The sequence below is a fragment of the Paraburkholderia polaris genome (assembly GCF_012927345.1).
Taxonomy (GTDB): Bacteria; Pseudomonadota; Gammaproteobacteria; order Burkholderiales; family Burkholderiaceae; genus Paraburkholderia; species Paraburkholderia polaris.
On record NZ_JABBGJ010000040.1, the window covers coordinates 50,408 to 72,754 of the forward strand.

At 60.5% G+C, this 22,347-nt stretch carries 22 protein-coding genes and 1 tRNA gene; 19 read left to right on the forward strand and 4 right to left on the reverse strand.

Annotated features, from left to right (window positions below; genetic code table 11):
• Positions 1-11 precede the first annotated feature (11 nt).
• The 3 genes from HHL24_RS31645 to HHL24_RS31655 are packed head-to-tail and all read right to left on the reverse strand — an operon-like array spanning position 12 to position 1,775.
• Positions 12-770 (reverse strand): DUF3106 domain-containing protein, encoded by a 759-nt coding sequence (locus HHL24_RS31645; protein ID WP_169489288.1) that lies wholly within the window; start codon positions 768-770, stop codon positions 12-14.
• 16 nt (positions 771-786) lie between these two features.
• Positions 787-1,215, reverse strand: coding sequence for a DUF3619 family protein (locus HHL24_RS31650; protein ID WP_169489248.1), 429 nt, complete (start codon positions 1,213-1,215; stop codon positions 787-789).
• On the reverse strand, positions 1,212-1,775 hold the full coding sequence (locus HHL24_RS31655; protein WP_063495282.1) for an RNA polymerase sigma factor: 564 nt from the start codon (positions 1,773-1,775) through the stop codon (positions 1,212-1,214). Before HHL24_RS31655 ends, HHL24_RS31650 begins: the two co-directional genes overlap by 4 nt.
• Before the next feature lie 352 nt (positions 1,776-2,127).
• Between HHL24_RS31655 and HHL24_RS31660 the strand changes: the two genes are divergently transcribed.
• The 6 genes from HHL24_RS31660 (at position 2,128) to HHL24_RS31685 (ending at position 9,242) form a co-directional block, all read left to right on the forward strand.
• Positions 2,128-3,891: an acetolactate synthase 3 catalytic subunit gene (locus tag HHL24_RS31660; protein ID WP_169489249.1), complete on the forward strand. Its 1,764-nt coding sequence runs from the start codon at positions 2,128-2,130 to the stop codon at positions 3,889-3,891.
• Positions 3,892-4,003: 112 nt separating this feature from the next.
• Positions 4,004-4,495: an acetolactate synthase small subunit gene (ilvN, locus tag HHL24_RS31665; protein WP_011487482.1), complete on the forward strand. Its 492-nt coding sequence runs from the start codon at positions 4,004-4,006 to the stop codon at positions 4,493-4,495.
• Positions 4,496-4,645: 150 nt separating this feature from the next.
• Positions 4,646-5,662, forward strand: a complete 1,017-nt coding sequence (gene ilvC, locus HHL24_RS31670) for a ketol-acid reductoisomerase (RefSeq protein ID WP_012432364.1) — start codon at positions 4,646-4,648, stop codon at positions 5,660-5,662.
• A 134-nt stretch (positions 5,663-5,796) separates the two neighbouring features.
• A complete protein-coding gene (locus HHL24_RS31675; RefSeq protein WP_169489250.1) occupies positions 5,797-6,435 on the forward strand; it encodes a phosphatidylserine decarboxylase in 639 nt (212 codons plus the stop codon).
• Between the two features lie 24 nt (positions 6,436-6,459).
• On the forward strand, positions 6,460-7,329 hold the full coding sequence (gene pssA, locus HHL24_RS31680) for a CDP-diacylglycerol--serine O-phosphatidyltransferase (protein WP_169489251.1): 870 nt from the start codon (positions 6,460-6,462) through the stop codon (positions 7,327-7,329).
• 365 nt (positions 7,330-7,694) lie between these two features.
• Entirely contained in the window at positions 7,695-9,242 is a 1,548-nt protein-coding gene (locus HHL24_RS31685; protein WP_169489252.1) for a 2-isopropylmalate synthase, read from the forward strand.
• A gap of 361 nt (positions 9,243-9,603) precedes the next feature.
• On the opposite strand, the gene HHL24_RS31690 is transcribed toward HHL24_RS31685, so the two are convergent.
• Positions 9,604-10,167 carry a hypothetical protein gene (locus HHL24_RS31690; RefSeq protein ID WP_169489253.1) on the reverse strand — a complete coding sequence of 188 codons (564 nt, stop codon included), beginning with the start codon at positions 10,165-10,167 and terminating at the stop codon, positions 9,604-9,606.
• A 190-nt stretch (positions 10,168-10,357) separates the two neighbouring features.
• Here HHL24_RS31690 and HHL24_RS31695 point away from each other — a divergent pair, with 190 nt between their 5' ends.
• From HHL24_RS31695 to nuoF, 13 genes are all read left to right on the forward strand, one after another.
• Entirely contained in the window at positions 10,358-11,674 is a 1,317-nt protein-coding gene (locus tag HHL24_RS31695) for a branched-chain amino acid ABC transporter substrate-binding protein (RefSeq protein WP_169489289.1), read from the forward strand.
• Positions 11,675-11,867: 193 nt separating this feature from the next.
• Complete coding sequence (gene rpsO / locus HHL24_RS31700; RefSeq protein WP_090688003.1) at positions 11,868-12,140, forward strand: 30S ribosomal protein S15; 273 nt, start codon at positions 11,868-11,870, stop codon at positions 12,138-12,140.
• Between the two features lie 315 nt (positions 12,141-12,455).
• Positions 12,456-14,603: a polyribonucleotide nucleotidyltransferase gene (gene pnp / locus HHL24_RS31705; RefSeq protein WP_206003103.1), complete on the forward strand. Its 2,148-nt coding sequence runs from the start codon at positions 12,456-12,458 to the stop codon at positions 14,601-14,603.
• Positions 14,604-14,825: 222 nt separating this feature from the next.
• A complete protein-coding gene (locus HHL24_RS31710) occupies positions 14,826-15,842 on the forward strand; it encodes an NAD(P)H-quinone oxidoreductase (protein WP_169489254.1) in 1,017 nt (338 codons plus the stop codon).
• A gap of 135 nt (positions 15,843-15,977) precedes the next feature.
• Positions 15,978-16,757, forward strand: coding sequence for a triose-phosphate isomerase (gene tpiA, locus HHL24_RS31715; protein ID WP_169489255.1), 780 nt, complete (start codon positions 15,978-15,980; stop codon positions 16,755-16,757).
• 82 nt (positions 16,758-16,839) lie between these two features.
• Positions 16,840-17,217 carry a preprotein translocase subunit SecG gene (gene secG / locus HHL24_RS31720; RefSeq protein WP_025496077.1) on the forward strand — a complete coding sequence of 126 codons (378 nt, stop codon included), beginning with the start codon at positions 16,840-16,842 and terminating at the stop codon, positions 17,215-17,217.
• 112 nt (positions 17,218-17,329) lie between these two features.
• Positions 17,330-17,414, forward strand: a tRNA-Leu gene (locus HHL24_RS31725).
• A gap of 161 nt (positions 17,415-17,575) precedes the next feature.
• Entirely contained in the window at positions 17,576-17,935 is a 360-nt protein-coding gene (locus HHL24_RS31730; protein WP_007175615.1) for an NADH-quinone oxidoreductase subunit A, read from the forward strand.
• Between the two features lie 62 nt (positions 17,936-17,997).
• Entirely contained in the window at positions 17,998-18,477 is a 480-nt protein-coding gene (locus tag HHL24_RS31735; RefSeq protein ID WP_006052903.1) for a NuoB/complex I 20 kDa subunit family protein, read from the forward strand.
• Between the two features lie 21 nt (positions 18,478-18,498).
• Complete coding sequence (locus tag HHL24_RS31740) at positions 18,499-19,101, forward strand: NADH-quinone oxidoreductase subunit C (protein WP_169489256.1); 603 nt, start codon at positions 18,499-18,501, stop codon at positions 19,099-19,101.
• 9 nt (positions 19,102-19,110) lie between these two features.
• Complete coding sequence (locus HHL24_RS31745; RefSeq protein WP_169489257.1) at positions 19,111-20,364, forward strand: NADH-quinone oxidoreductase subunit D; 1,254 nt, start codon at positions 19,111-19,113, stop codon at positions 20,362-20,364.
• A gap of 130 nt (positions 20,365-20,494) precedes the next feature.
• Complete coding sequence (gene nuoE / locus HHL24_RS31750) at positions 20,495-20,980, forward strand: NADH-quinone oxidoreductase subunit NuoE (RefSeq protein WP_169489258.1); 486 nt, start codon at positions 20,495-20,497, stop codon at positions 20,978-20,980.
• A complete protein-coding gene (nuoF, locus tag HHL24_RS31755) occupies positions 20,977-22,305 on the forward strand; it encodes an NADH-quinone oxidoreductase subunit NuoF (protein WP_169489259.1) in 1,329 nt (442 codons plus the stop codon). The genes nuoE and nuoF overlap by 4 nt, the downstream gene beginning before the upstream one ends.
• Positions 22,306-22,347 lie beyond the last annotated feature (42 nt).

Here is a 22,347-nt window from a genome sequence, read left to right on the forward strand (position 1 = left end):
TCGGGCGCCGATCAGGAGCCGTTGAAGATCGACGGCGCCTCGGACGGCGAAACCGGCAGCGGCGTGGCGGGCACGAAGCTGCCCGCAGCCGGAATCGCCGGCGTGGCGGCTGGGCTCGGCAATGGAGCGGCCGCCGCGGCACTCGCTGCTGCGGCACCGCTCGCGCCGTGTTCCCGGGCATTGACCAGCCGGTCCAGACCCTTGATCTCGGTCTTGCCGGACGGCGGCGCACTCACAACGCTCGGGCGCCGTTTGCGCTCGCTCGCGGCGAGCCGCTCCTTCTGCTCTTCCGGCAATTGCTGATAAGCCTTCCACGCATTCTGGCGGGTCTCGCGCGGCAACTCTTTCGACACCTGGTAGTTTTCGCGTGCAACGCGCCGCTGATCGGGTGTCATGCGCACCCATTCAGTCATTCGGTCATGCAGGCGTTTTTGTGCATCAGGTGATAACTTCGGGTAACGCGACGCGATTTTGATCCATTTTCGCTTGCGTTCGTCGCTGAAGGAATCCCATTCGCCGGCGAACGGCGCGAGCGCAAGGTGCTCGGCCGCGCTCAGGCGCGCCCATGCCAGCGGGCTATTGCTGTCGGATAGGCTCGGCAGATCGACGGCGAGAGTTGGGGCGGGCGCCTTGGCGGTCGCGTTGCCGCCTGCAGCAGGCGCGCTGACGGTCGACGGGCTCGGATAAAAGCGCGGATACGTCGCGGCAAACGACACCAGAGCCGCGATCGCGCATCCGAAAACAACGGCCAAGCCGCGCTTGTAACTCACCCGAAGAATCTCCCGCTCAGTGGGCGCGTGATAGGTACGCGTTGAAACCGTGGTCGAGATAGGCATTGAGCGGCAGGTCGTCGCTTAGCATGGCTGCATCGATATCGGCGAGTTCGGCCGTGCGTTGCTGGTCTTCCCAATAGGCGATGCCCACGAGGCTGACGACCAGCGCGACCAGCGGCCAGGCGAGCGCAAAGCGGCGCAGCGGCGAACGGCGGCGCTGCGGCATGTCGACTTGCGGCATACCAGCCGGCATGCCGGCACCGGCGAAGGCGGGCACGAACACTGGTGCGCTCACGGTTTCGGGCTTCTTGCGAGCAAGTGCGGCGCGGCGCGCCACGGCGAGCCGGTCGACGGTGGCGGACGGAATACTGGCGGCGTTCTCGTCGAGCGCGCGGCGCACCTGGCGGGCGAACTCGAGTTCTCTGGTTTCTAGGGAGCTCATAGCGTAATTCCTTTAGCCTTGAGCGCTTGCGCCAGCGTGTGGGTGGCCCGCGAGCAGTGCGTTTTCACGCTACCCTCGGAGCAGCCCATCGCGGCGGCAGTCTCGGCGACATCCATATCTTCCCAATAACGCATGAGAAACGCCTCCCGTTGACGTGCCGGTAACTTTTGGATCTCGTCGTCGATTAACTGTAAGACCTGTTCGCGTTCGAGTTTCTGTTCGTTGCTTTCTGAGCCCGCTGAACCTTGCTGCGCCTCGAATGTTTCGAGGGGGTCGAATTCGTCGTCGTCGGCGTTGCCGAGCGAGGAAAACAGACTAACCCAAGTATTGCGTACTTTGGCACGACGGAAATAGTCGTGCATCGCATTCTGGAGAATACGCTGAAACAGGAGCGGAAGTTCGGCGGGTGGACGATCGCCGTATTTTTCGGCGAGCTTGATCATCGCGTCCTGCACGATATCGAGCGAGGCGTCGTCGTCCCGCACGGCGTAGACCGTCTGCTTGAATGCGCGCCTTTCGACGCCCGCCAGAAAATCGGCGAGTTCCTTGTCTGATGCCATCCGTTTGGGGGTCGGCGCAGCGTGCGTGCGCGTAATCGGTCGAAAAATGTCGTAAAACTCGCGGATGCTAACAAACTTTCGCTCCGCTGGGGCGAAACATGGCCCGTCCTGCGTCCCAATAACTCGCTTTCGGTCAATATCGAGATTGAGGGGCAGGCGCCACGGCAATATTTGCTTGACCGCGCGGACATCTGCAGATATCGTCGCTGGTTCGCAACATAAGTGAGTTGTCTCAATTGAGGTGTGGCCCAAGAAGCTCGCCTGTCAACTGGACGCGCCGCTTGAACCCGAGCCACAAGCCCGGCAGAGAGCACCCGATCAATTTTTTGCCGAAAATTCGAAAGGTGAATAAATGAATATGCCCAGCGCGGAATTCTCCACGTCGGATACGACCCCCCATCCCGAAGCTGACTCTATCGGCGCCACCGTGCTCATGCGCGCTTTGGCCGACGAAGACGTCGAGTTTGTGTGGGGCTATCCTGGCGGCTCGGTACTCTACATTTACGACGAGCTGTATAAGCAGGACAAATTCCAGCACGTCCTCGTGCGCCACGAACAAGCCGCAGTCCACGCCGCCGACGCCTATGCGCGTTCCACCGGCAAAGTGGGTGTGTGCCTCGTGACCTCCGGCCCCGGCGTCACCAATGCGGTGACCGGCATCGCCACCGCCTACATGGATTCGATTCCGATGGTGGTGATCAGCGGTCAGGTGCCTACCGCCGCGATCGGCCAGGATGCGTTCCAGGAGTGCGATACGGTCGGCATCACGCGTCCTTGCGTGAAGCACAACTTCCTCGTGAAGGACGTGCGCGACCTCGCCGCTACCGTCAAGAAAGCTTTCTATATCGCCCGTACCGGCCGTCCCGGCCCGGTGTTGATCGACATTCCGAAAGACGTGTCGAAGACGCCGTGTCAGTACGAACCGCTGAAGACCGTTTCGCTGCGCTCGTACAACCCGGTTACGAAAGGTCACTCCGGCCAGATTCGCAAGGCCGTGGCCTTGCTGCTGTCGGCCAAGCGTCCGTACATCTACACCGGCGGCGGCATCATTCTCGCGGATGCATCGCGTGAGCTGAACCAGTTTGCCGACCTGCTCGGCTATCCCGTCACCAACACGTTGATGGGTCTGGGCGGCTACCGCGCGAGCGACAAGAAATTCCTCGGCATGCTCGGCATGCACGGTACGTACGAAGCCAACATGGCGATGCAGCACTGCGACGTGCTGATCGCGATTGGCGCGCGCTTCGACGACCGTGTGATCGGCGACCCGGCGCACTTCGCGTCCCGTCCGCGCAAGATCATCCATATCGATATCGATCCTTCCTCCATCTCCAAGCGCGTCAAGGTCGACATTCCAATTGTCGGCGACGTGAAGGAAGTGCTAAAGGAGCTGATCGAGCAGTTGCAAACGGCCGAGCATGGCCCCGACACCGCGGCGCTCGCCGACTGGTGGAAGGACATCGAAGCCTGGCGCGCGAAAGACTGCCTGAAGTTCGACCGCAAGAGCGACATCATCAAGCCGCAGTACGTGGTGGAAAAGGCGTGGGAACTGACCGACGGCAATGCCTTCGTGTGTTCCGACGTTGGCCAGCATCAGATGTGGGCGGCGCAGTTCTATCGCTTCAACAAGCCGCGTCGCTGGATCAACTCCGGCGGCCTCGGCACGATGGGCTTCGGCCTGCCGGCGGCGATGGGCGTGAAGATGGCGCACCCGGACGACGACGTGCTCTGTATCACGGGCGAAGGCTCGATCCAGATGTGTATCCAGGAACTCTCGACCTGCAAGCAGTACGAGACTCCGGTGAAGATCATTTCGCTGAACAACCGCTATCTGGGCATGGTGCGCCAGTGGCAGCAGATCGAATACAGCAAGCGCTATTCGCATTCGTACATGGATGCGCTGCCGGACTTCGTGAAGCTCGCTGAAGCGTACGGTCACGTCGGCATGCGTATCGAACGCACGGCCGATGTGGAGCCGGCGCTGAAGGAAGCGCTGCGCCTGAAAGATCGCACGGTGTTTCTCGATTTCCAGACCGATCCGACCGAAAACGTCTGGCCGATGGTTCAGGCCGGCAAGGGCATCACTGAGATGCTCATGGGTTCGGAAGATCTATAACGACGGTTTCTGACGTTGGCTTCGTCATGCGCGCCTTCAAAAAGGGCGAGGGCGGACGAAGCGGCGCGAACCCGCTCGCATACATCGACAAAACATCTGGAAGAAGCGAAACATGAGACACATTATTTCTGTCCTGCTGGAAAACGAACCGGGCGCGTTATCACGCGTGGTGGGGCTGTTCTCCGCACGCGGCTACAACATTGAAACCTTGACGGTGGCTCCGACCGAAGACCGTTCGCTGTCGCGCATGACCATCGTCTCCATTGGCTCGGACGACGTGATCGAACAGATCACGAAGCATCTGAACCGCCTGATCGAGGTGGTGAAAGTGGTCGACCTTACCGAGGGCGCCCACATCGAGCGTGAGCTGATGTTGATCAAGGTGAGGGCGGTCGGCAAGGAACGTGAGGAGATGAAACGGATGTCGGATATTTTCCGCGGCCGGATCATCGACGTCACCGAAAAGACCTACACGATCGAACTGACGGGCGCGAGCGACAAGCTCGATGCCTTCATCGAAGGGATCGATGCGACTGCGATTCTCGAAACCGTCCGTACGGGCAGTTCGGGCATCGGCCGCGGCGAGCGCATTCTGAAGGTTTGACGCGCGAGCTGAGCTGCGGTTCTAGATTGCGTAATCAACCGTCTCGATCGAAGCCGGGCAGTGCCTGTACCAGCACCTGTCCGGCGAGCAACACAACATTCGCAGTATTTGTATTTCACTGATTTCACCGAATTTAGCCAAGGAACCGACATGAAAGTTTTCTACGACAAGGACGCCGACCTCTCCCTCATCAAGGGCAAGCAAGTCACCATCATCGGCTATGGCTCGCAAGGCCATGCTCACGCGCTGAACCTGAAGGAAAGCGGCGTGAACATCACGGTCGGTCTGCGCAAGGGCGGCGCATCGTGGAGCAAGGCTGAGAACGCCGGCCTGCAAGTCAAGGAAGTGGCGGAAGCCGTCAAGGGTGCAGACGTCGTCATGATGCTGCTGCCGGACGAGCAGATCGCTGAAGTCTACGCGAAGGAAGTGCACGCCAACATCAAGCAAGGCGCAGCGCTGGCCTTCGCACATGGCTTCAACGTGCACTACGGTCAAGTGATCCCGCGTGCGGATCTGGACGTCATCATGATCGCGCCGAAGGCGCCGGGCCACACGGTTCGCGGTACGTACTCGCAAGGTGGCGGCGTGCCCCACCTGATCGCCGTTGCGCAAGACAAGTCGGGCGCAGCACGTGACATCGCTTTGTCGTACGCAGCAGCGAACGGCGGCGGCCGTGCCGGTATCATCGAAACGAACTTCCGCGAAGAAACGGAAACCGACCTGTTCGGCGAACAAGCCGTGCTGTGCGGTGGTACGGTCGACCTGATCAAGGCCGGCTTCGAAACGTTGGTGGAAGCGGGCTACGCGCCGGAAATGGCGTACTTCGAGTGCCTGCACGAACTGAAGCTGATCGTCGACCTGATCTACGAAGGCGGCATCGCGAACATGAACTACTCGATCTCGAACAACGCCGAATACGGCGAGTACGTGACGGGTCCGCGTATCGTGACGGCTGAAACGAAGAAGGCGATGAAGGCAGTGCTGACGGACATTCAAACCGGCGAGTACGCAAAGAGCTTCATCATCGAAAACAAGGCCGGCGCACCGACGTTGCAATCGCGCCGCCGTCTGACGGCTGAGCACCAGATCGAAACGGTCGGTGCCAAGCTGCGTTCGATGATGCCGTGGATCGCTGCGAACAAGTTGGTCGACCAGTCGAAGAACTAAGAAGCCAGCTTTACCGCATCTGACCGGCGCGGCGCATCGTCGCGGCAGCCGGTAATGCAAAAAGCCGTCCAAGGGTGCTGAACCCTGGGCGGCTTTTGCTATCCTACGGTTTTACAAAAATACAGAAGCCATCCATGAATTACCCTCATCCGATCATCGCGCGAGAAGGCTGGCCGTTCATCGCCATCGCGGCCGTTGTTGCATTACTGGTTCATGCCTTCGCGGGATTCGGCTTTGCATGGCTGTTCTGGCTGATCCTGATCTTCGTCGTGCAGTTCTTCCGCGATCCGGCACGCCCGATTCCGACTCAGGCGAACGCCGTACTGTGCCCGGCTGACGGCCGTATCGTCGCCGTCGAGACAGCGCATGATCCGTACGCCAACCGTGAAGCGCTGAAGATCAGCGTGTTCATGAACGTTTTCAATGTCCACTCGCAACGCTCGCCGGTGGATGGTGCGATCTCCAAGGTCGAATATTTCCCGGGCGCGTATCTGAATGCCGCCGTGGATAAGGCTTCGACCGAGAACGAGCGTAATGCGATTGTGATCGAAACGGCCAGTGGCCAGACGGTGACCTCGGTGCAGATCGCCGGTCTGATTGCACGGCGCATTCTTTGCTACGTGCGATCAGGTGAGCCGCTCACGCGTGGTCAACGTTATGGATTTATCCGGTTTGGCTCGCGCGTCGACGTGTATCTGCCGGTTGGCAGCCGTCCGCGTGTGTCGATCGGCGAGAAGGTTTCCGCGTCGTCCACGATCCTCGCTGAACTATAAAGCGGCACCAAGGAGGTTTTCCGAATGGCCGCATTCAAACCGCGTCGACCCCGCAACAGCGGACCGCTGCCGCGTCCGTTCCGCCGCAACAAGCCGATCGTGGCGGAGTCGCCGGTAGTCGAGAGCCGGCGCGCTCAGCGTCAGCAGTTCCTGAGGAAGCGTGGCATTTACCTGCTGCCGAACGCGTTTACCACCGCCGCGCTCTTTTGCGGCTTCTTCGCCGTGGTACAAGCGATGAACGTACGCTTCGAAATTGCGGCGATTGCGATCTTCGTGGCGATGGTGCTGGACGGCATGGACGGCCGCGTCGCCCGTATGACCCATACGCAAAGTGCGTTCGGCGAACAGTTCGACAGTCTCTCGGACATGGTGTCGTTCGGTGTGGCGCCGGCGCTCGTGATGTACGAGTGGATTCTGAAGGATCTCGGCCGCTGGGGCTGGCTCGCCGCGTTCGTCTACTGTTCGGGTGCGGCGTTGCGTCTCGCTCGCTTCAACGCGAACATCGGCGTGGTCGATAAGCGTTTCTTCCAGGGCATGCCGAGCCCGGCGGCCGCGGCGCTGATCGCCGGTTTCGTGTGGCTCGCCACCGATAATCGCGTGCCGCTCAAGCTGGTGTGGCTGCCGTGGGTCGCCTTCGTGCTGACCATCTACGCCGGTGTGACGATGGTGTCGAACGCGCCGTTCTACAGCGGCAAGGCGCTCGACGTGCGGCACCGCGTGCCGTTCGGCGTGATTCTGCTGGTGGTGGTGGCGTTCGTGCTGGTGTCGTCAGATCCGCCGCTGATGCTGTTCGGCCTGTTCGTGCTGTACGGTCTGTCGGGCTATGTGTTCTGGGGCTATCAGGCATTGCGGGGCAGGGCGAATCCGGCTCGGTCCGTGGCGCGGGACAGGTAAAGCGCACCTTCGTTGCATGACCGTGACATGAGAAAACGGCAGCCTTCGTAGGCTGCCGTTTTTCGTTGCCGGGCCCGTCCGGCGGCGCGCGGCAGGCAGGTCTGACGCCAATTGCACGGCGACGGGAATGTCGCTATAGTCGTTGGATTAATGCGTTCAGGTTCCCATTTGAGCTGCAGCACGAGCCTCAACAAGTTGGTGCGCCGCGGGTGCGCTAGTGCTGGCGCGTCTAGCGCGCTGATCGCTTATCGTTTTCTGCCCTCCGTCTGCCTCGTCTGTGGTTTATAGCGTCGCCAACGGTGGCGCAGACACCCGAATTCCAATATCCGATCCCCACAATTGACCGACTCCTCAGGAGACCCGACATGGCCGACAAACTGATCATATTCGACACCACGTTGCGCGACGGCGAGCAATCTCCCGGCGCGTCGATGACGAAGGAAGAAAAAATCCGTATCGCAAAGCAGCTCGAACGGATGAAGGTGGACGTGATCGAAGCGGGCTTCGCGGCAAGCTCGAACGGCGACTTCGATTCGATCCACACGATCGCGGGCCTGATCAAGGACAGCACGATCTGCTCGCTGGCCCGTGCAAACGACAAAGACATTCAACGCGCTGCTGACGCACTCAAGCCGGCCGATCATTTCCGCATCCACACGTTCATCGCAACGTCGCCGCTGCATATGGAAAAGAAGCTGCGCATGACGCCGGATCAGGTGTTCGAACAGGCGAAACTGGCGGTGCGTTTCGCCCGCAAGTTCACGGACGACGTCGAGTTCTCGCCGGAAGACGGCAGCCGCTCGGACATGGATTTCCTGTGCCGCGTGCTGGAAGCGGTGATCGCAGAAGGCGCGACCACCATCAACATCGCGGATACGGTCGGCTACGGCGTGCCGGAGTTGTATGGCCAGCTCGTGAAGACGTTGCGCGAACGCATTCCGAACTCGCATAAGGCTGTGTTCTCCGTGCATTGCCATAACGACCTCGGCATGGCCGTCGCTAACTCGCTGGCCGGCGTGAAAATCGGCGGCGCGCGTCAGGTCGAGTGCACGATCAACGGTCTCGGCGAGCGCGCGGGTAATACGTCGCTCGAAGAAATCGTGATGGCGGTGAAGACCCGCAAGGATTACTTCGGCCTCGATATCGGTCTCGATACCACGCAAATCGTGCCGGCTTCGAAGCTGGTGTCGCAAATCACCGGTTTCGTCGTGCAGCCGAACAAGGCGGTGGTCGGCGCGAACGCATTTGCGCACGCATCCGGCATTCACCAGGACGGCGTGCTGAAAGCGCGCGACACTTACGAAATCATGCGTGCCGAAGATGTGGGCTGGAGCGCGAACAAGATCGTGCTTGGCAAGTTGTCGGGCCGCAATGCGTTCAAGCAGCGTCTGCAGGAATTGGGCATCGCGCTCGATAGTGAAGGCGAGTTGAATACCGCGTTCGCACGCTTCAAGGAACTGGCCGACCGCAAGTCGGAAATCTTCGACGAAGACATTATCGCGATCGTCACGGAGGAATCGGCTGAAGCGCAGGAGCGGGAGCACTACAAGTTCCTGTCGTTGTCGCAGCATTCGGAAACCGGCGAGCAGCCGCACGCGAAGATCGTGTTCTCGGTCGAAGGCAAGGAAGTGACTGGGGAAGCGCGCGGCAACGGTCCGGTGGATGCCACGCTCAATGCGATCGAAACGGAAGTGGGAAGCGGGTCGGAATTGCTGCTGTACTCGGTCAACGCCATTACAACGGGTACGCAGGCGCAGGGCGAGGTGACCGTGCGGCTGTCCAGGAGCGGGCGCATCGTCAACGGCGTGGGCACCGATCCGGATATCGTCGCGGCTTCCGCGAAGGCGTATATCTCGGCGCTCAACAAACTGCATTCGAACTTTGACAAGTTGAATCCGCAACGTTCGGAGTAACGGGGCGGCAGGGCGCTAGTGGAGTGTCTGCTGAGCCGGAGTGACAAAAAGAAGCCCCGTGCGCTGCCGAGCACGGGGCTTCTTGTTTCCGATGCCTTCCTTTTGCGTGCTTCGTGCCTTGAAGCGCGCAGGCTTGGCGTGTCAGATGTGCGGTAGTTCCTCTGTCGCCGTGCGCCGCATCGACGGCTGTGCGACGACGCGGTACGCGCGATCGACACCGAATGAATTATTACCAAAACCTTCCAATAAGAAATAAATCCGCCGTGTGCGAAATAAAACTCGTCCGCGTGCGCAATAAATAAAAAAAGCCGCCTGAAGCGGCGGCTTTGTCGATCCATGCGCAATGGGTTCGATCAGGTGCTCAGAACAGGCTGCGCCGATCCGGATCGTGCAGCGGATCAGGCGTTTTCTGTGTGAGCCGCACAATGCCCTGATCGTCGAAATAAAAGCTGTACATCATGTACCAGACGTTGTCTTCCAAGTAGCGATACGTCCAGACCTCGCGCTTCATCAACGGGAAGTACGACGTTTCGACCGGGCGGCCGAAGTTCACCAGCACGTCGCTCTTCGTCCATTTGCCGATTTCGGCACGGTAGAACTCGTTGGGTTGAAGCACCTGGCGTACGGTGACGATCTTGCCGGATGCGTCGATGTCGGCTGCGGTAGTGGTTTCACCCATTGGCTGGGTCGGCCACATTAGCCGTTTGCCGCCGTTAGGCAGGTCGTAGCTTTCGCGCGGTGCGCCGAGGCGGGCGACGATGGTCGATTCGTCCGCGCCTTGGCTGTATTGCTGCCATGGCTGCACACAGCCGGCGAGCGTAACCGTGAGCGTGAGCGCGCTCAGGCAGACGAGCGCAGCGCGGCGCAGGCGTGCTGCGGGCGGCGCTTCGAGCGAGGCCGCCGTGGATGGGTGGCGGTTGAACATGAATTCCTCCGATGGCATTTGAGTAGCGGTTTTTATCATCGAGACGCATTATTTTGACACGGGCGGCAGCAAAAGATTTGCGCGTCGTACGACGCGTCCCTGGATGCACAGTAACGAATTTGCCGGCTTGCTTATTCCGTCTGGAACGCCCTATGATCCGCGCTTCGACGAATCAAGCGGGGCAATCACGATGGCGAAGTGGCAACGGGCGGCAGCAGCGGCAGTCGTCGCGCTGGCGGCGATTTCGATGGCCGCGGCGGCTCACGCCGCGGGAGACACGGCGTCGGGTGCGGCAAGCAAGTCAGTCAATCAGCCCACGGGCACGCCGATCCAGCTGGCGCTGATCGAAGGCATGTCCGGCCCATTCGCGAACGCGGGCGCGGCGGTGGAGCGCAATCTGCGCTTCGGCGTCGAACAGGTGAATGCAGAAGGCGGCGTGAAGCTCGCCGACGGCGCGCATCCGCTCGAACTGGTCGTGCTCGACAGCAAGGGCAGTGCTGAAGAGGCGCTGGTGCAACTGCGCGCCGCCGCGGACCGGCACATCGGTTACATCATGCAGGGCAACAGCTCGGCAGTGGCCGCCGCGCTGATCGGCGCGATCGACAAACAGAACAGCCGCGAGCCGGGCAACCGCGAACTGTTCCTCAATTATTCCGCCGACGATCCCACCCTGACCAACGCCAATTGCAGTTTCTGGCACTTCCGCTTCGACGCACACGCGGGTATGCGCATGGATGCGCTGGCCGACGTGATCCAGCGCGACAAGGCGGTGAAGAAGGTCTATCTCCTGAACCAGGACTACAGCTTTGGCCACGATGTCAGCAGTCTCGCGCGCTCGACGCTGGCCGCGAAGCGGCCGGATATCGCGGTCGTCGGTGACGAATTTCATCCGATCGGCCGCGTGAAGGACTTCGCGCCGTACATCGCGAAGATCCGCGCGAGCGGCGCGGACGCGGTTATCACCGGCAACTGGGGCAACGATCTGACGCTGCTAGTCAAAGCGGCGCGGGAGCAGGGGCTGGACACCAGGTTCTACACGTTCTATGGCAATAGTCTTGGCGCGCCGGCCGCGTTGGGCGATGCCGGCGTCAAGCATGTGATCGCGGTGGCCGACTGGCACCCGAACGCTGGCGGTGCGGCATCCGACGCGTGGTATGCAGCATTTCGCGCCCGTTTCCCGGCCGCGCAGGATGACTACCCGGTGCTGCGCATGCCGTTGATGATCGAAACCCTCGCCGCGGCGATGAACCGCGCCGGCAGCGCCGACCCGACGGCTGTCGCCCGGGCCCTTGAGGGGATCAAGTTCGACAACGGCTTTCACGCCTCGTGGATGCGGGCCGATGACCACCAGCTGATCCAGCCCCTTTACGTGATGCAGATGGACAAGGCTGGCACGCCGGGCGTCAAGTTCGACAACGAAGGTTCAGGCTACGGTTTCCGCACGGTGCTGGCTTTGCCGTCCGAGCGCACGGTGCCGACGACCGTGTGCAAGATGAAACGGCCGTAAACGGCCCCCAAGCAAACCCAGGCCGCCCACGATCCCGCCCAGCACAGCAGGGTTCGCGGCCGGATTGGGCTGTGCTACAATACGCGTCCCGTTGTGAGGCATGCTGCATGTTTGCAATGCGAATGCGCACACGGGTAACCCACGGCACGGCCTTTCTTCCGTGACCGCCTGTCTAGTTCTCAAGGAAATCGACATGTCCGCAGTTGAAGCAAGCAAGAAGTCCGAAGTCGTTGCGCAATTCGCACGCGCAGCTAACGACACCGGCTCCCCCGAAGTTCAGGTCGCGCTGCTCACGACCCGCATCAACGAACTGACCGTTCACTTCAAGGCACACACGAAGGATCACCACAGCCGCCGCGGTCTGCTGCGCATGGTGAGCCGCCGTCGTAAGCTGCTCGACTACCTGAAGGGTAAGGACGCGGATCGTTACCGCGCACTGATCGAGAAGCTGGGTCTGCGTAAGTAATCGGCCAGTCGTTCAGCAAGATGCCTGTGTCAGTTCCACTGATACAGGCATTTTGTTTTTGCACGGTGCGCTTCATGTGATGCGCACCGCCTGCCGGTCGCGGTAGCGTGACGATTCATGCGGCGGCTAGCAGGAAAGCAGTAAAAAAGCAGAAATACGGCCGGGCTTCAGGGCAGAGCCTTGTGTCATTCCAGCGGTTCGCGCGCGTAGAGCGTGGTTCTCTGGAATGGCATAACACTACTCTTCCCATGTGGCGCCGGTCCTGGCGTTGCCGCGCCGCTTCTGGTCCGCGCGGCATAACGAAGAGGAAAAGCAATGACTATGTTCAACAAGATCGTCAAAGAATTTAAGTGGGGACAACACAACGTTCGCCTCGAAACGGGCGAAATCGCTCGTCAGGCAGGCGGTGCGGTGATCGTCGACGTCGAAGACACCGTTGTGCTGGCTACTGTGGTCGGCGCCAAGACCGCCAAGCCGGGTCAGGACTTCTTCCCGCTGACCGTCGATTACCTCGAAAAGACCTACGCTGCAGGCAAGATCCCCGGTGGTTTCTTCCGCCGTGAAGGCCGTCCGTCGGAAGGCGAAACGCTGATCTCGCGCCTGATCGACCGTCCGTTGCGCCCGCTGTTCCCTGAAGGCTTCTACAACGAAGTCCAGGTCGTGATCCACGTCCTGTCGCTGAACCCCGAAATTCCCGCTGACATCCCCGCGCTGATCGGCGCGTCGGCGGCGCTCGCTGTTTCCGGTCTGCCGTTCAACGGCCCGGTCGGCGCAGCACGCGTGGCCTACATCAACAACGAATACGTGTTGAATCCGACGCGTCCGCAGATGAAGGAATCGGCGCTCGACCTGATCGTCGCCGGTACGGAACGCGCGGTGCTGATGGTGGAATCGGAAGCGCAACAACTGAGCGAAGAAGTGATGCTCGGCGGTGTGGTGTTCGGCCATGAGCAAATGCAGATCGCGATCAACGCGATCCATGACCTGGTTCGCGAAGGCGGCAAGCCGGAATGGGATTGGCAACCGGCAGCGAAGAACGAGCCGCTGATCGCGCGTGTGACGGAACTGGCGCAAGCTGAGCTGCTCGCCGCTTACCAGATCCGCGACAAGCAAGCCCGTTCGACCAAGCTGAAGGAAGTCTACGCAGCCACGTCGAAGAAGCTGGAAGAAGATGCCGCTGCAGCGGGTACTGTCGCTGCCGACAAGGCTACGGTCGGTAACGTACTGTTCGACATTGAAGCGAAGATCGTCCGTACGCAGATCCTGAACGGCGAGCCGCGTATCGACGGCCGCGACACGCGCACCGTGCGCCCGATCGAAATCCGTACCGGCGTGCTGCCGCGTACGCACGGCTCAGCCTTGTTCACGCGTGGCGAAACGCAGGCCATGGTGGTCGCAACGCTGGGCACGAAGGGTGACGAGCAGAACATCGACGCGCTCGAAGGCGAGTACCGCGAACGCTTCATGCTTCACTACAACATGCCTCCGTTCGCGACCGGCGAAACGGGCCGCGTCGGTTCGCCGAAGCGTCGTGAAATCGGTCACGGCCGTCTGGCCAAGCGCGCGCTGGCTGCGTGCCTGCCGAGCGCTGACGAATTCGGCTACTCGATCCGCGTCGTTTCGGAAATCACCGAGTCGAATGGTTCGTCGTCGATGGCTTCGGTGTGCGGCGGCTGCCTCGCACTGATGGACGCTGGCGTGCCGATGAAGGCGCACGTCGCCGGCATCGCAATGGGCCTGATCCTCGAAGGCAACAAGTTTGCCGTCCTGACCGACATCCTCGGCGACGAAGATCACCTCGGCGACATGGACTTCAAGGTCGCGGGTACCGAGCAAGGCGTGACCGCGCTGCAGATGGACATCAAGATCCAGGGCATCACCAAGGAAATCATGCAGGTCGCTCTCGCGCAAGCGAAGGAAGGCCGTATGCACATCCTCGGCAAGATGACCTCGGCTGTGTCGGGCGCGAACACGGTGCTGTCGGACTACGCGCCGCGCATGATCACCATCAAGATCAATCCGGAAAAGATCCGCGACGTGATCGGCAAGGGTGGTTCGGTGATCCGCGCGCTGACCGAAGAAACCGGCACGACGATCGATATTTCGGACGACGGCGTCGTCACCATCGCCAGCACCAGCAGCGAAGGTATGGCCGAAGCGAAGAAGCGTATCGAGAACATCACGTTGGAAGTCGAAGTGGGCCAAGTGTACGAAGGTACCGTGCTCAAGCTGCTCGATTTCGGCGCGATCGTGAACATCCTGCCGGGCAAGGACGGTCTGCTGCACATTTCCGAAATCGCCAACGAGCGTATCAAGGACATCAACGACTACCTGAAGGACGGCCAGCAAGTGAAGGTCAAGGTCATCCAGACGGACGAAAAGGGCCGCGTGCGTTTGTCGGCCAAGGCGTTGCTGAACGACGCCCCGAACGGCGCGCCGCAAGGCGAACCGACGCCGCAGTAATGCGGTAGCAGGGCGACGGCCGGCAGCGCGAATGCGCGCCGGCCGTTTTTCATGAAGGGTGCAGGGTGGATTGCGTTGCAGGCCGATGCAAACGGACATAAGCGGGTACTCTGTTTGCGTGGGGTGTTTCGTCGGAATCGGGCGATTCGTGTGTCCCAGTTCCCGAGGGGACTTCCTGCGGGTGCCGGTAGGCAACGCAATCCAATCTTGGAGTTGACGCAGATGAAAGCGATCGAAATCACCGAATTCGGTGCGCCGGAAGTCCTCAAACTGGCAGAGAGGCCCATGCCGCAGCCGAAAGCGGGCGAGGTGCTGATCAAGGTGGCGGCTTCGGGCATCAACCGGCCTGATGTGTTCCAGCGCAAAGGCGGTTATGCACCGCCGCCGGGCGCGTCAGATCTGCCGGGGCTGGAAGTGGCGGGCGAGATCGTCGGCGGCACCATCGACGAGAAGAACAATCCGTTCGGTCTGAAAGTGGGTGACCGCGTGTGTGCATTGCTCGCAGGTGGTGGTTACGCGGAATACGCGACCGCGCCGCTGTTGCAATGCTTGCCGGTGCCCGCTGGTTTGTCGGATGTCGAGGCGGCTTCGCTGCCGGAAACATTCTTCACGGTGTGGAGCAATGTGTTCGACCGTGCGCAACTTGGTAAGGGTGAAGGCGCGCCGAACGAGACGTTGCTGGTGCAGGGCGGCTCGAGCGGCATCGGTGTGACGGCGATCCAGATTGCGCATGCGCTGGGTTTTCGCGTGTTCGCGACGGCTGGATCGGACGAAAAGTGCCGCGCGTGTGAAGCGCTTGGCGCGGAGCGTGCGATCAACTACAAGACTGAGGATTTCGTCGAGGTCATCAAGTCGCTAACGAACGATCGTGGTGTCGACGTCATTCTCGACATGGTGGCGGGCAGCTATGTGCCCCGTGAGCTGACCGCGCTGGCCGACGGCGGCCGCATCGTGCTGATCGCGTTGCTGGGCGGCGCGAAAGCGGAGCTGAATCTGAACGAAGTGCTGCGCCGCCGTTTGACGGTGACGGGTTCGACGTTGCGTCCGCGGCCGATCGAGTTTAAGGCGAAGATCGCCGCGAAATTGAAAGAGCATGTGTGGCCGCACCTTGACGATGGCCGCATCAAGCCGGTGGTGCACCGTGTGTTTCCGGCCGCGCGGGCCGCTGAAGCGCACGCGCTGATGGAAAGCAGCACGCACGTCGGCAAGATCGTGCTGACTTGGGGTCAGGACGCTTGACAGGGTCGGTTTGACACGGTCAGTTTGACCCGATCCACCCCACGCAGTAAAATTGCGCGTTTTGCGCACGCCGCACGAATCCGAAAGGCGGGCTGTAAGCGCAAACCAAGTCCGCCGCCAATACAAGACGAGACGATGTCGAAACAACGAGCCAAGCTGGTAGTCGGTAACTGGAAGATGCACGGGCGCCTCGCCGAAAATGCGACGCTGTTGCAGGCAGTGGCGCAAGGCGCGGGCGAATTGCCGGCGGATGTGCGCGTCGGTGTCTGCGTGCCGTGCCCTTATCTCGGGCAGACTCAATCGTTGCTGGAAGGCAGCAAGGTCGTGTGGGGTGTGCAGGACGTCTCCGCGTTCACGCATGGGGCCTATACCGGCGAAGTGGCTGCGCAGATGGCAGTCGATTTCGCTGCCACGCTGGCGATCGTCGGACACTCGGAGCGCCGTGCTTACCATCGTGAAAGCTCAGAGCTGGTTGCGGTGAAGACGCAGCGCGCGCTGGAAGTGGGACTGACGCCGATCGTATGCGTCGGCGAAACGCTCGAGGAGCGCGAGGCCGGTTCCACTGAGCAAGTGGTTGGCGCGCAACTGGATGAAGTGCTGGCGAAATTGTCGGCGGAAGATGCGGCGCGCATCGTTGTCGCATATGAGCCGGTCTGGGCGATCGGCACAGGTAAGAGCGCCACGTCGGACGAGGCGCAAGCAGTGCATGCTTTCCTGCGTTCGCGTCTGGCGGCAAAGGGCGCGGCGGTGGCGGATGTGCCGGTGTTGTATGGCGGCAGTGTGAAGCCGGAGAACGCGGAAGAATTGTTCCGTGAGCCGGATATCGACGGTGGCCTGATCGGCGGCGCGTCGTTGAAAGACCAGGATTTCCTGGCGATCTGCAGAGCGGCGGCCGCGACGAGCGTCGCCGGTTAAGCAGGGCGCCTTGGCGAGGATGACCCAATCCCGCGCGGCACACTTTGTGTGGCGCGGTTAAATAAAGACTCAGGTGAGTGTGATGCTGTATTTGAAAACATTGATTATCGTCGTTCAGCTGTTGTCGGCACTTGGGGTCATCGGCCTTGTCTTGCTGCAACACGGCAAAGGCGCCGATATGGGTGCTGCTTTCGGCAGCGGCGCATCGGGCAGTCTGTTCGGCGCGACCGGTTCGGCAAACTTTTTGTCGCGTACCACGGCCGTCCTCGCCGCCGTGTTTTTTGTAACGACGTTGACGCTCACCTACCTTGGTGCGTATCGTGCGAAACCGTCCGCAGGCTTGCTGGGCACGGCTGTGACTGCGCCTGTCGCGGCTTCCGCTGCGTCCGCGCCGGCTGGCGGCTCGGCAGTATTGCCGGCATCGGCCGCATCCGTCCCCGCTACGGACGTGCCGAAATAAATTTTCGTTCAAAGTGCTTTTGTGCGTTGAACAAACTGTTTAGACCAGTTACAATCTAAGTCTTGAAGCGATTCGCGGGTTTTATAAGTTGTTTTCCCGGATTGCAGTTAGTGCCGACGTGGTGAAATTGGTAGACACGCTATCTTGAGGGGGTAGTGGCGAAAGCTGTGCGAGTTCGAGTCTCGCCGTCGGCACCAAATGTTATCTAAATGCCAGCCGCTTGCTTCGCTTCGGCTGGCATTTTCACTTCTGATGCGCGGTTCGCGTTGGGCTTGCGGCATGTGCGTTGTCAAAGTGATTTCGCGTCAGGAGTGCTATGCTCTTGGCGGCATTCAGAACCAACCGATAGAGGATAGTCTTGAACCTCGCAGCCTATTTCCCCGTCTTGTTGTTCCTCATTGTGGGCACCGGTTTAGGCGTAGCACTGGTCAGCATCGGCAAGATCCTCGGTCCCAACAAGCCCGATACCGAGAAAAACGCACCGTACGAGTGCGGCTTCGAAGCATTCGAAGATGCGCGCATGAAGTTCGATGTGCGTTACTACCTCGTCGCCATTCTCTTCATCATTTTCGACCTTGAAACCGCGTTCCTGTTCCCGTGGGGTGTGGCCCTGCGCGACATCGGCTGGCCTGGCTTCATGGCGATGATGATTTTCCTGCTCGAATTCCTGTTGGGCTTTGCCTATATCTGGAAGAAGGGCGGCCTCGACTGGGAATGATGGATTAATCGCCGGTTTGCGTGGGTGGCCAGGCTTGCCGCCCCGTCTGGAGTGGAAAGCAAATGAGTATCGAAGGGGTCTTGAAGGAAGGGTTTGTCACCACTACGGCAGACAAACTGATCAACTGGACGCGCACCGGCTCGTTGTGGCCGATGACGTTTGGTCTCGCGTGCTGTGCGGTCGAGATGATGCATGCGGGCGCTGCCCGTTATGACCTTGACCGTTTCGGCGTGGTGTTTCGTCCGAGTCCGCGTCAGTCGGACGTGATGATCGTCGCCGGCACGCTGTGCAACAAGATGGCGCCGGCTTTGCGCAAGGTCTACGACCAGATGGCCGAGCCGCGCTGGGTGATTTCGATGGGCTCGTGCGCAAACGGCGGCGGCTACTACCACTATTCCTATTCGGTAGTGCGCGGCTGCGATCGGATTGTGCCGGTCGACGTCTACGTGCCGGGTTGCCCGCCTACAGCGGAAGCGCTGGTGTACGGCGTGATCCAGCTGCAGGCCAAGATCCGTCGCACCAACACAATCGCCCGTCAATAAGGCCAACGCCTCCCCCACAATATGGCAAGCAAACTCGAGACCCTGAAAGCGAACCTCGAGGCGGCCTTTGGCGGCCTCCTGTTGAGCACCACCGAGGCAATCGGTGAGTTGACGATCGTCGTGAAGGCGAGCGACTACATCAATGTGGCAACGCGTCTGCGCGACGACCGCTCGCTCGGTTTCGAGCAACTGGTCGATCTGTGCGGCGTCGACTATCAGACCTACGCCGATGGCGCATATGACGGTCCGCGTTTCGCGGCCGTTCTGCATTTGTTGTCGGTGCAGAACAACTGGCGTCTGCGTCTGCGTGTATTCGCACCGGACGACGAAGTGCCGATCGTCGCCTCAGTCGTCGATATCTGGAATTCGGCCAACTGGTATGAGCGCGAAGCATTCGATCTGTACGGCATCGTCTTCGAAGGCCACCCGGACTTGCGCCGCATCCTGACCGACTACGGTTTCATTGGTCACCCGTTCCGTAAAGATTTCCCTGTCTCCGGCTACGTCGAAATGCGTTACGACCCGGAAGAGAAGCGCGTCGTCTATCAGCCTGTGACGATCGAGCCGCGGGAAATCACGCCGCGCGTGATCCGCGAGGATCGCTATGGCGGTCTGAAACACTAAGAGAACGCCATGGCAGAGATCAAGAACTACACGCTCAACTTCGGTCCTCAGCACCCGGCCGCGCACGGTGTGCTGCGCCTCGTGCTCGAACTCGACGGCGAAGTTATTCAGCGCGCCGATCCGCACATCGGTCTGCTGCATCGCGCGACCGAAAAGCTCGCGGAAACCAAGACCTTCATCCAGTCCGTGCCGTACATGGACCGTCTCGACTATGTGTCGATGATGGTCAACGAGCACGGCTACGTGATGGCGATCGAAAAGCTGCTCGGCATCGAAGTGCCGATTCGCGCCCAGTACATCCGTGTGATGTTCGACGAAGTCACGCGGGTGCTGAACCACTTGATGTGGATTGGCGCACACGCGCTCGACGTCGGCGCGATGGCGGTGTTCCTGTACGCGTTTCGTGAGCGCGAAGACCTGATGGACGTGTACGAAGCAGTGTCCGGCGCCCGGATGCACGCGGCTTACTACCGTCCGGGCGGCGTGTATCGCGATCTGCCTGACGCAATGCCGCAGTACAAGGCATCGAAGATTCGCAATGCGAAGGCATTGTCGAGGATGAACGAGAACCGTCAAGGCTCGCTGCTCGACTTCATCGACGATTTCTTTACGCGTTTCCCGAAGTGCGTCGACGAATACGAAACGCTGCTCACGGACAACCGGATCTGGAAGCAACGTCTGGTCGGTATCGGTGTGGTCAGCCCGGAGCGCGCGCTGAACCTCGGTATGACCGGCGCGATGTTGCGCGGCTCGGGTATCGAGTGGGATCTGCGCAAGAAACAGCCGTACGAAGTTTACGACAAGATGGATTTCGACATTCCGGTCGGCGTTAATGGCGATTGTTATGACCGATATCTGGTTCGCGTCGAAGAAATGCGCCAATCCACGCGAATTGTGAAACAGTGCATTGAGTGGCTGCGTAAGAATCCGGGGCCGGTGATGGTCGACAATCACAAGGTTGCGCCGCCGTCGCGGGTCGGCATGAAGTCGAACATGGAAGAGCTGATTCACCACTTCAAGCTCTTCACGGAAGGCTTCCATGTGCCGGAAGGCGAGGCATACGCCGCAGTCGAACATCCGAAGGGCGAGTTCGGTATCTACCTGATCTCGGACGGCGCGAACAAGCCGTATCGCCTGAAGATTCGCGCGCCGGGCTATGCGCACCTGTCCACGCTCGATGAAATGGCGCGCGGTCACATGATCGCCGACGCCGTGACAATCATCGGTACGCAGGACATCGTGTTCGGCGAAGTGGATCGCTAGGACTATTCATCGGCGCGCGTCTTCAGATTGCACCGAAGCACGCGTCAAGCAAAGGAACGCCGGGTCTGTCGCAGCATGATGTGAGCGACGGGTTTTCGTTCGGTAGGAATTGAAAGAGTCGTGTCTGAAAATGATCTCAGCTGAAGGCCTGAAAGAAATCGATCGTGCGATCGCGAAGTATCCCGCCGATCAGAAACAGTCCGCCGTGATGTCGGCGTTGGCTACTGCTCAGGAAGAGCATGGCTGGCTGTCACCCGAACTCATGCAGTTCGTCGCGGACTATCTCGGCATGCCGGCAGTCGCCGTGCAGGAGGTGGCTACCTTCTACACGATGTATGAGACCTCGCCGGTCGGTAAGTACAAGATCACCCTCTGCACGAACCTGCCGTGCCAGCTCGGCCCGGACGGTGGCTCCGACAGCACCGCTGAATATCTGAAGCAGAAGCTCGGCATCGACTTCGGCGAAACCACGGCTGACGGCAAGTTCACCCTGAAAGAAGGTGAATGCATGGGAGCGTGCGGCGATGCGCCGGTGATGCTGGTGAACAACCATCGCATGTGCAGCTTCATGAGCCGCGCGAAGATCGACCAGCTGCTCGAGGAACTTTCGAAATGACGTCTTTACACGATCGTCACATCAAACCGCTGATTCTCGCCGGCCTGAACGGCGACAACTGGCATCTCGAAGACTATGTGGCGCGCGGCGGTTACGCCCAGCTGCGCCGCATTCTGGAAGAAAAGATTCCGCCCGAGCAGGTGATCGCCGACGTCAAGGCGTCGGGTCTGCGCGGCCGCGGCGGTGCGGGCTTTCCGACCGGTTTGAAGTGGAGCTTCATGCCGCGTCAGTTCCCGGGTCAGAAGTACCTCGTCTGCAATTCGGACGAAGGCGAACCGGGCACGTTCAAAGATCGCGACATCCTGCGTTTCAATCCGCATTCGCTGATTGAAGGCATGGCCATCGGCGCGTACGCGATGGGCATCACGGTCGGTTACAACTATATTCACGGCGAAATCTGGGAAGTCTACAAGCGCTTTGAACAAGCGTTGGACGAAGCTCGCCGCGCCGGCTTCCTTGGCGACAACATCATGGGTTCGGGCTTCTCGTTCGAACTGCATGCGCACCACGGCTACGGCGCCTACATTTGCGGCGAAGAAACCGCGCTGCTCGAATCGCTCGAAGGCAAGAAAGGCCAGCCGCGCTTCAAGCCGCCGTTCCCGGCGAGCTTCGGCGTCTATGGCAAGCCGACCACGATCAACAACACAGAGACGTTCGCTGCGGTGCCGTTCCTGCTCGCGATCGGTCCGCAGAATTACCTCGAAATCGGCAAGCCGAACAACGGCGGCACGAAGATTTTCTCGGTCGCAGGCGACGTCGAGCGTCCTGGCAACTATGAGGTTCCGCTCGGCACGCCGTTCGCGACGCTGATGGAACTGGCCGGCGGCATGCGCGGCGGCAAGAAGATCAAGGCTGTGATTCCTGGTGGCTCGTCGGCACCGGTGATCCCGGGCGAAATGATGATGCAGACCGACATGGACTACGACTCGATCGCCAAGGCTGGCTCGATGCTCGGTTCCGGTGCGGTCATCGTGATGGATGAAACGCGTTGCATGGTGCGTTCGCTGTTGCGTCTGTCGTATTTCTATTACGAAGAGTCGTGCGGTCAGTGCACGCCGTGCCGCGAAGGCACCGGCTGGCTGTATCGCGTCGTGCATCGTATCGAACACGGGCTAGGTCGTCCGGAAGATCTGGATCTGCTGAACTCGGTTGCTGAAAACATCATGGGCCGCACAATTTGCGCGCTCGGCGATGCAGCGGCCATGCCGGTTCGCGGCATGCTCAAGCACTACTGGGACGAATTCGAATACCACGTTGCCCACAAGCATTGCCTCGTCGGCGGTCACGCCGGTGCGGCAGCGGCGTCGGAAACAGTGGCTGCTTGAGTGCCCAGATAAGTACGCTAAATAGCGCACCAGAACACATCA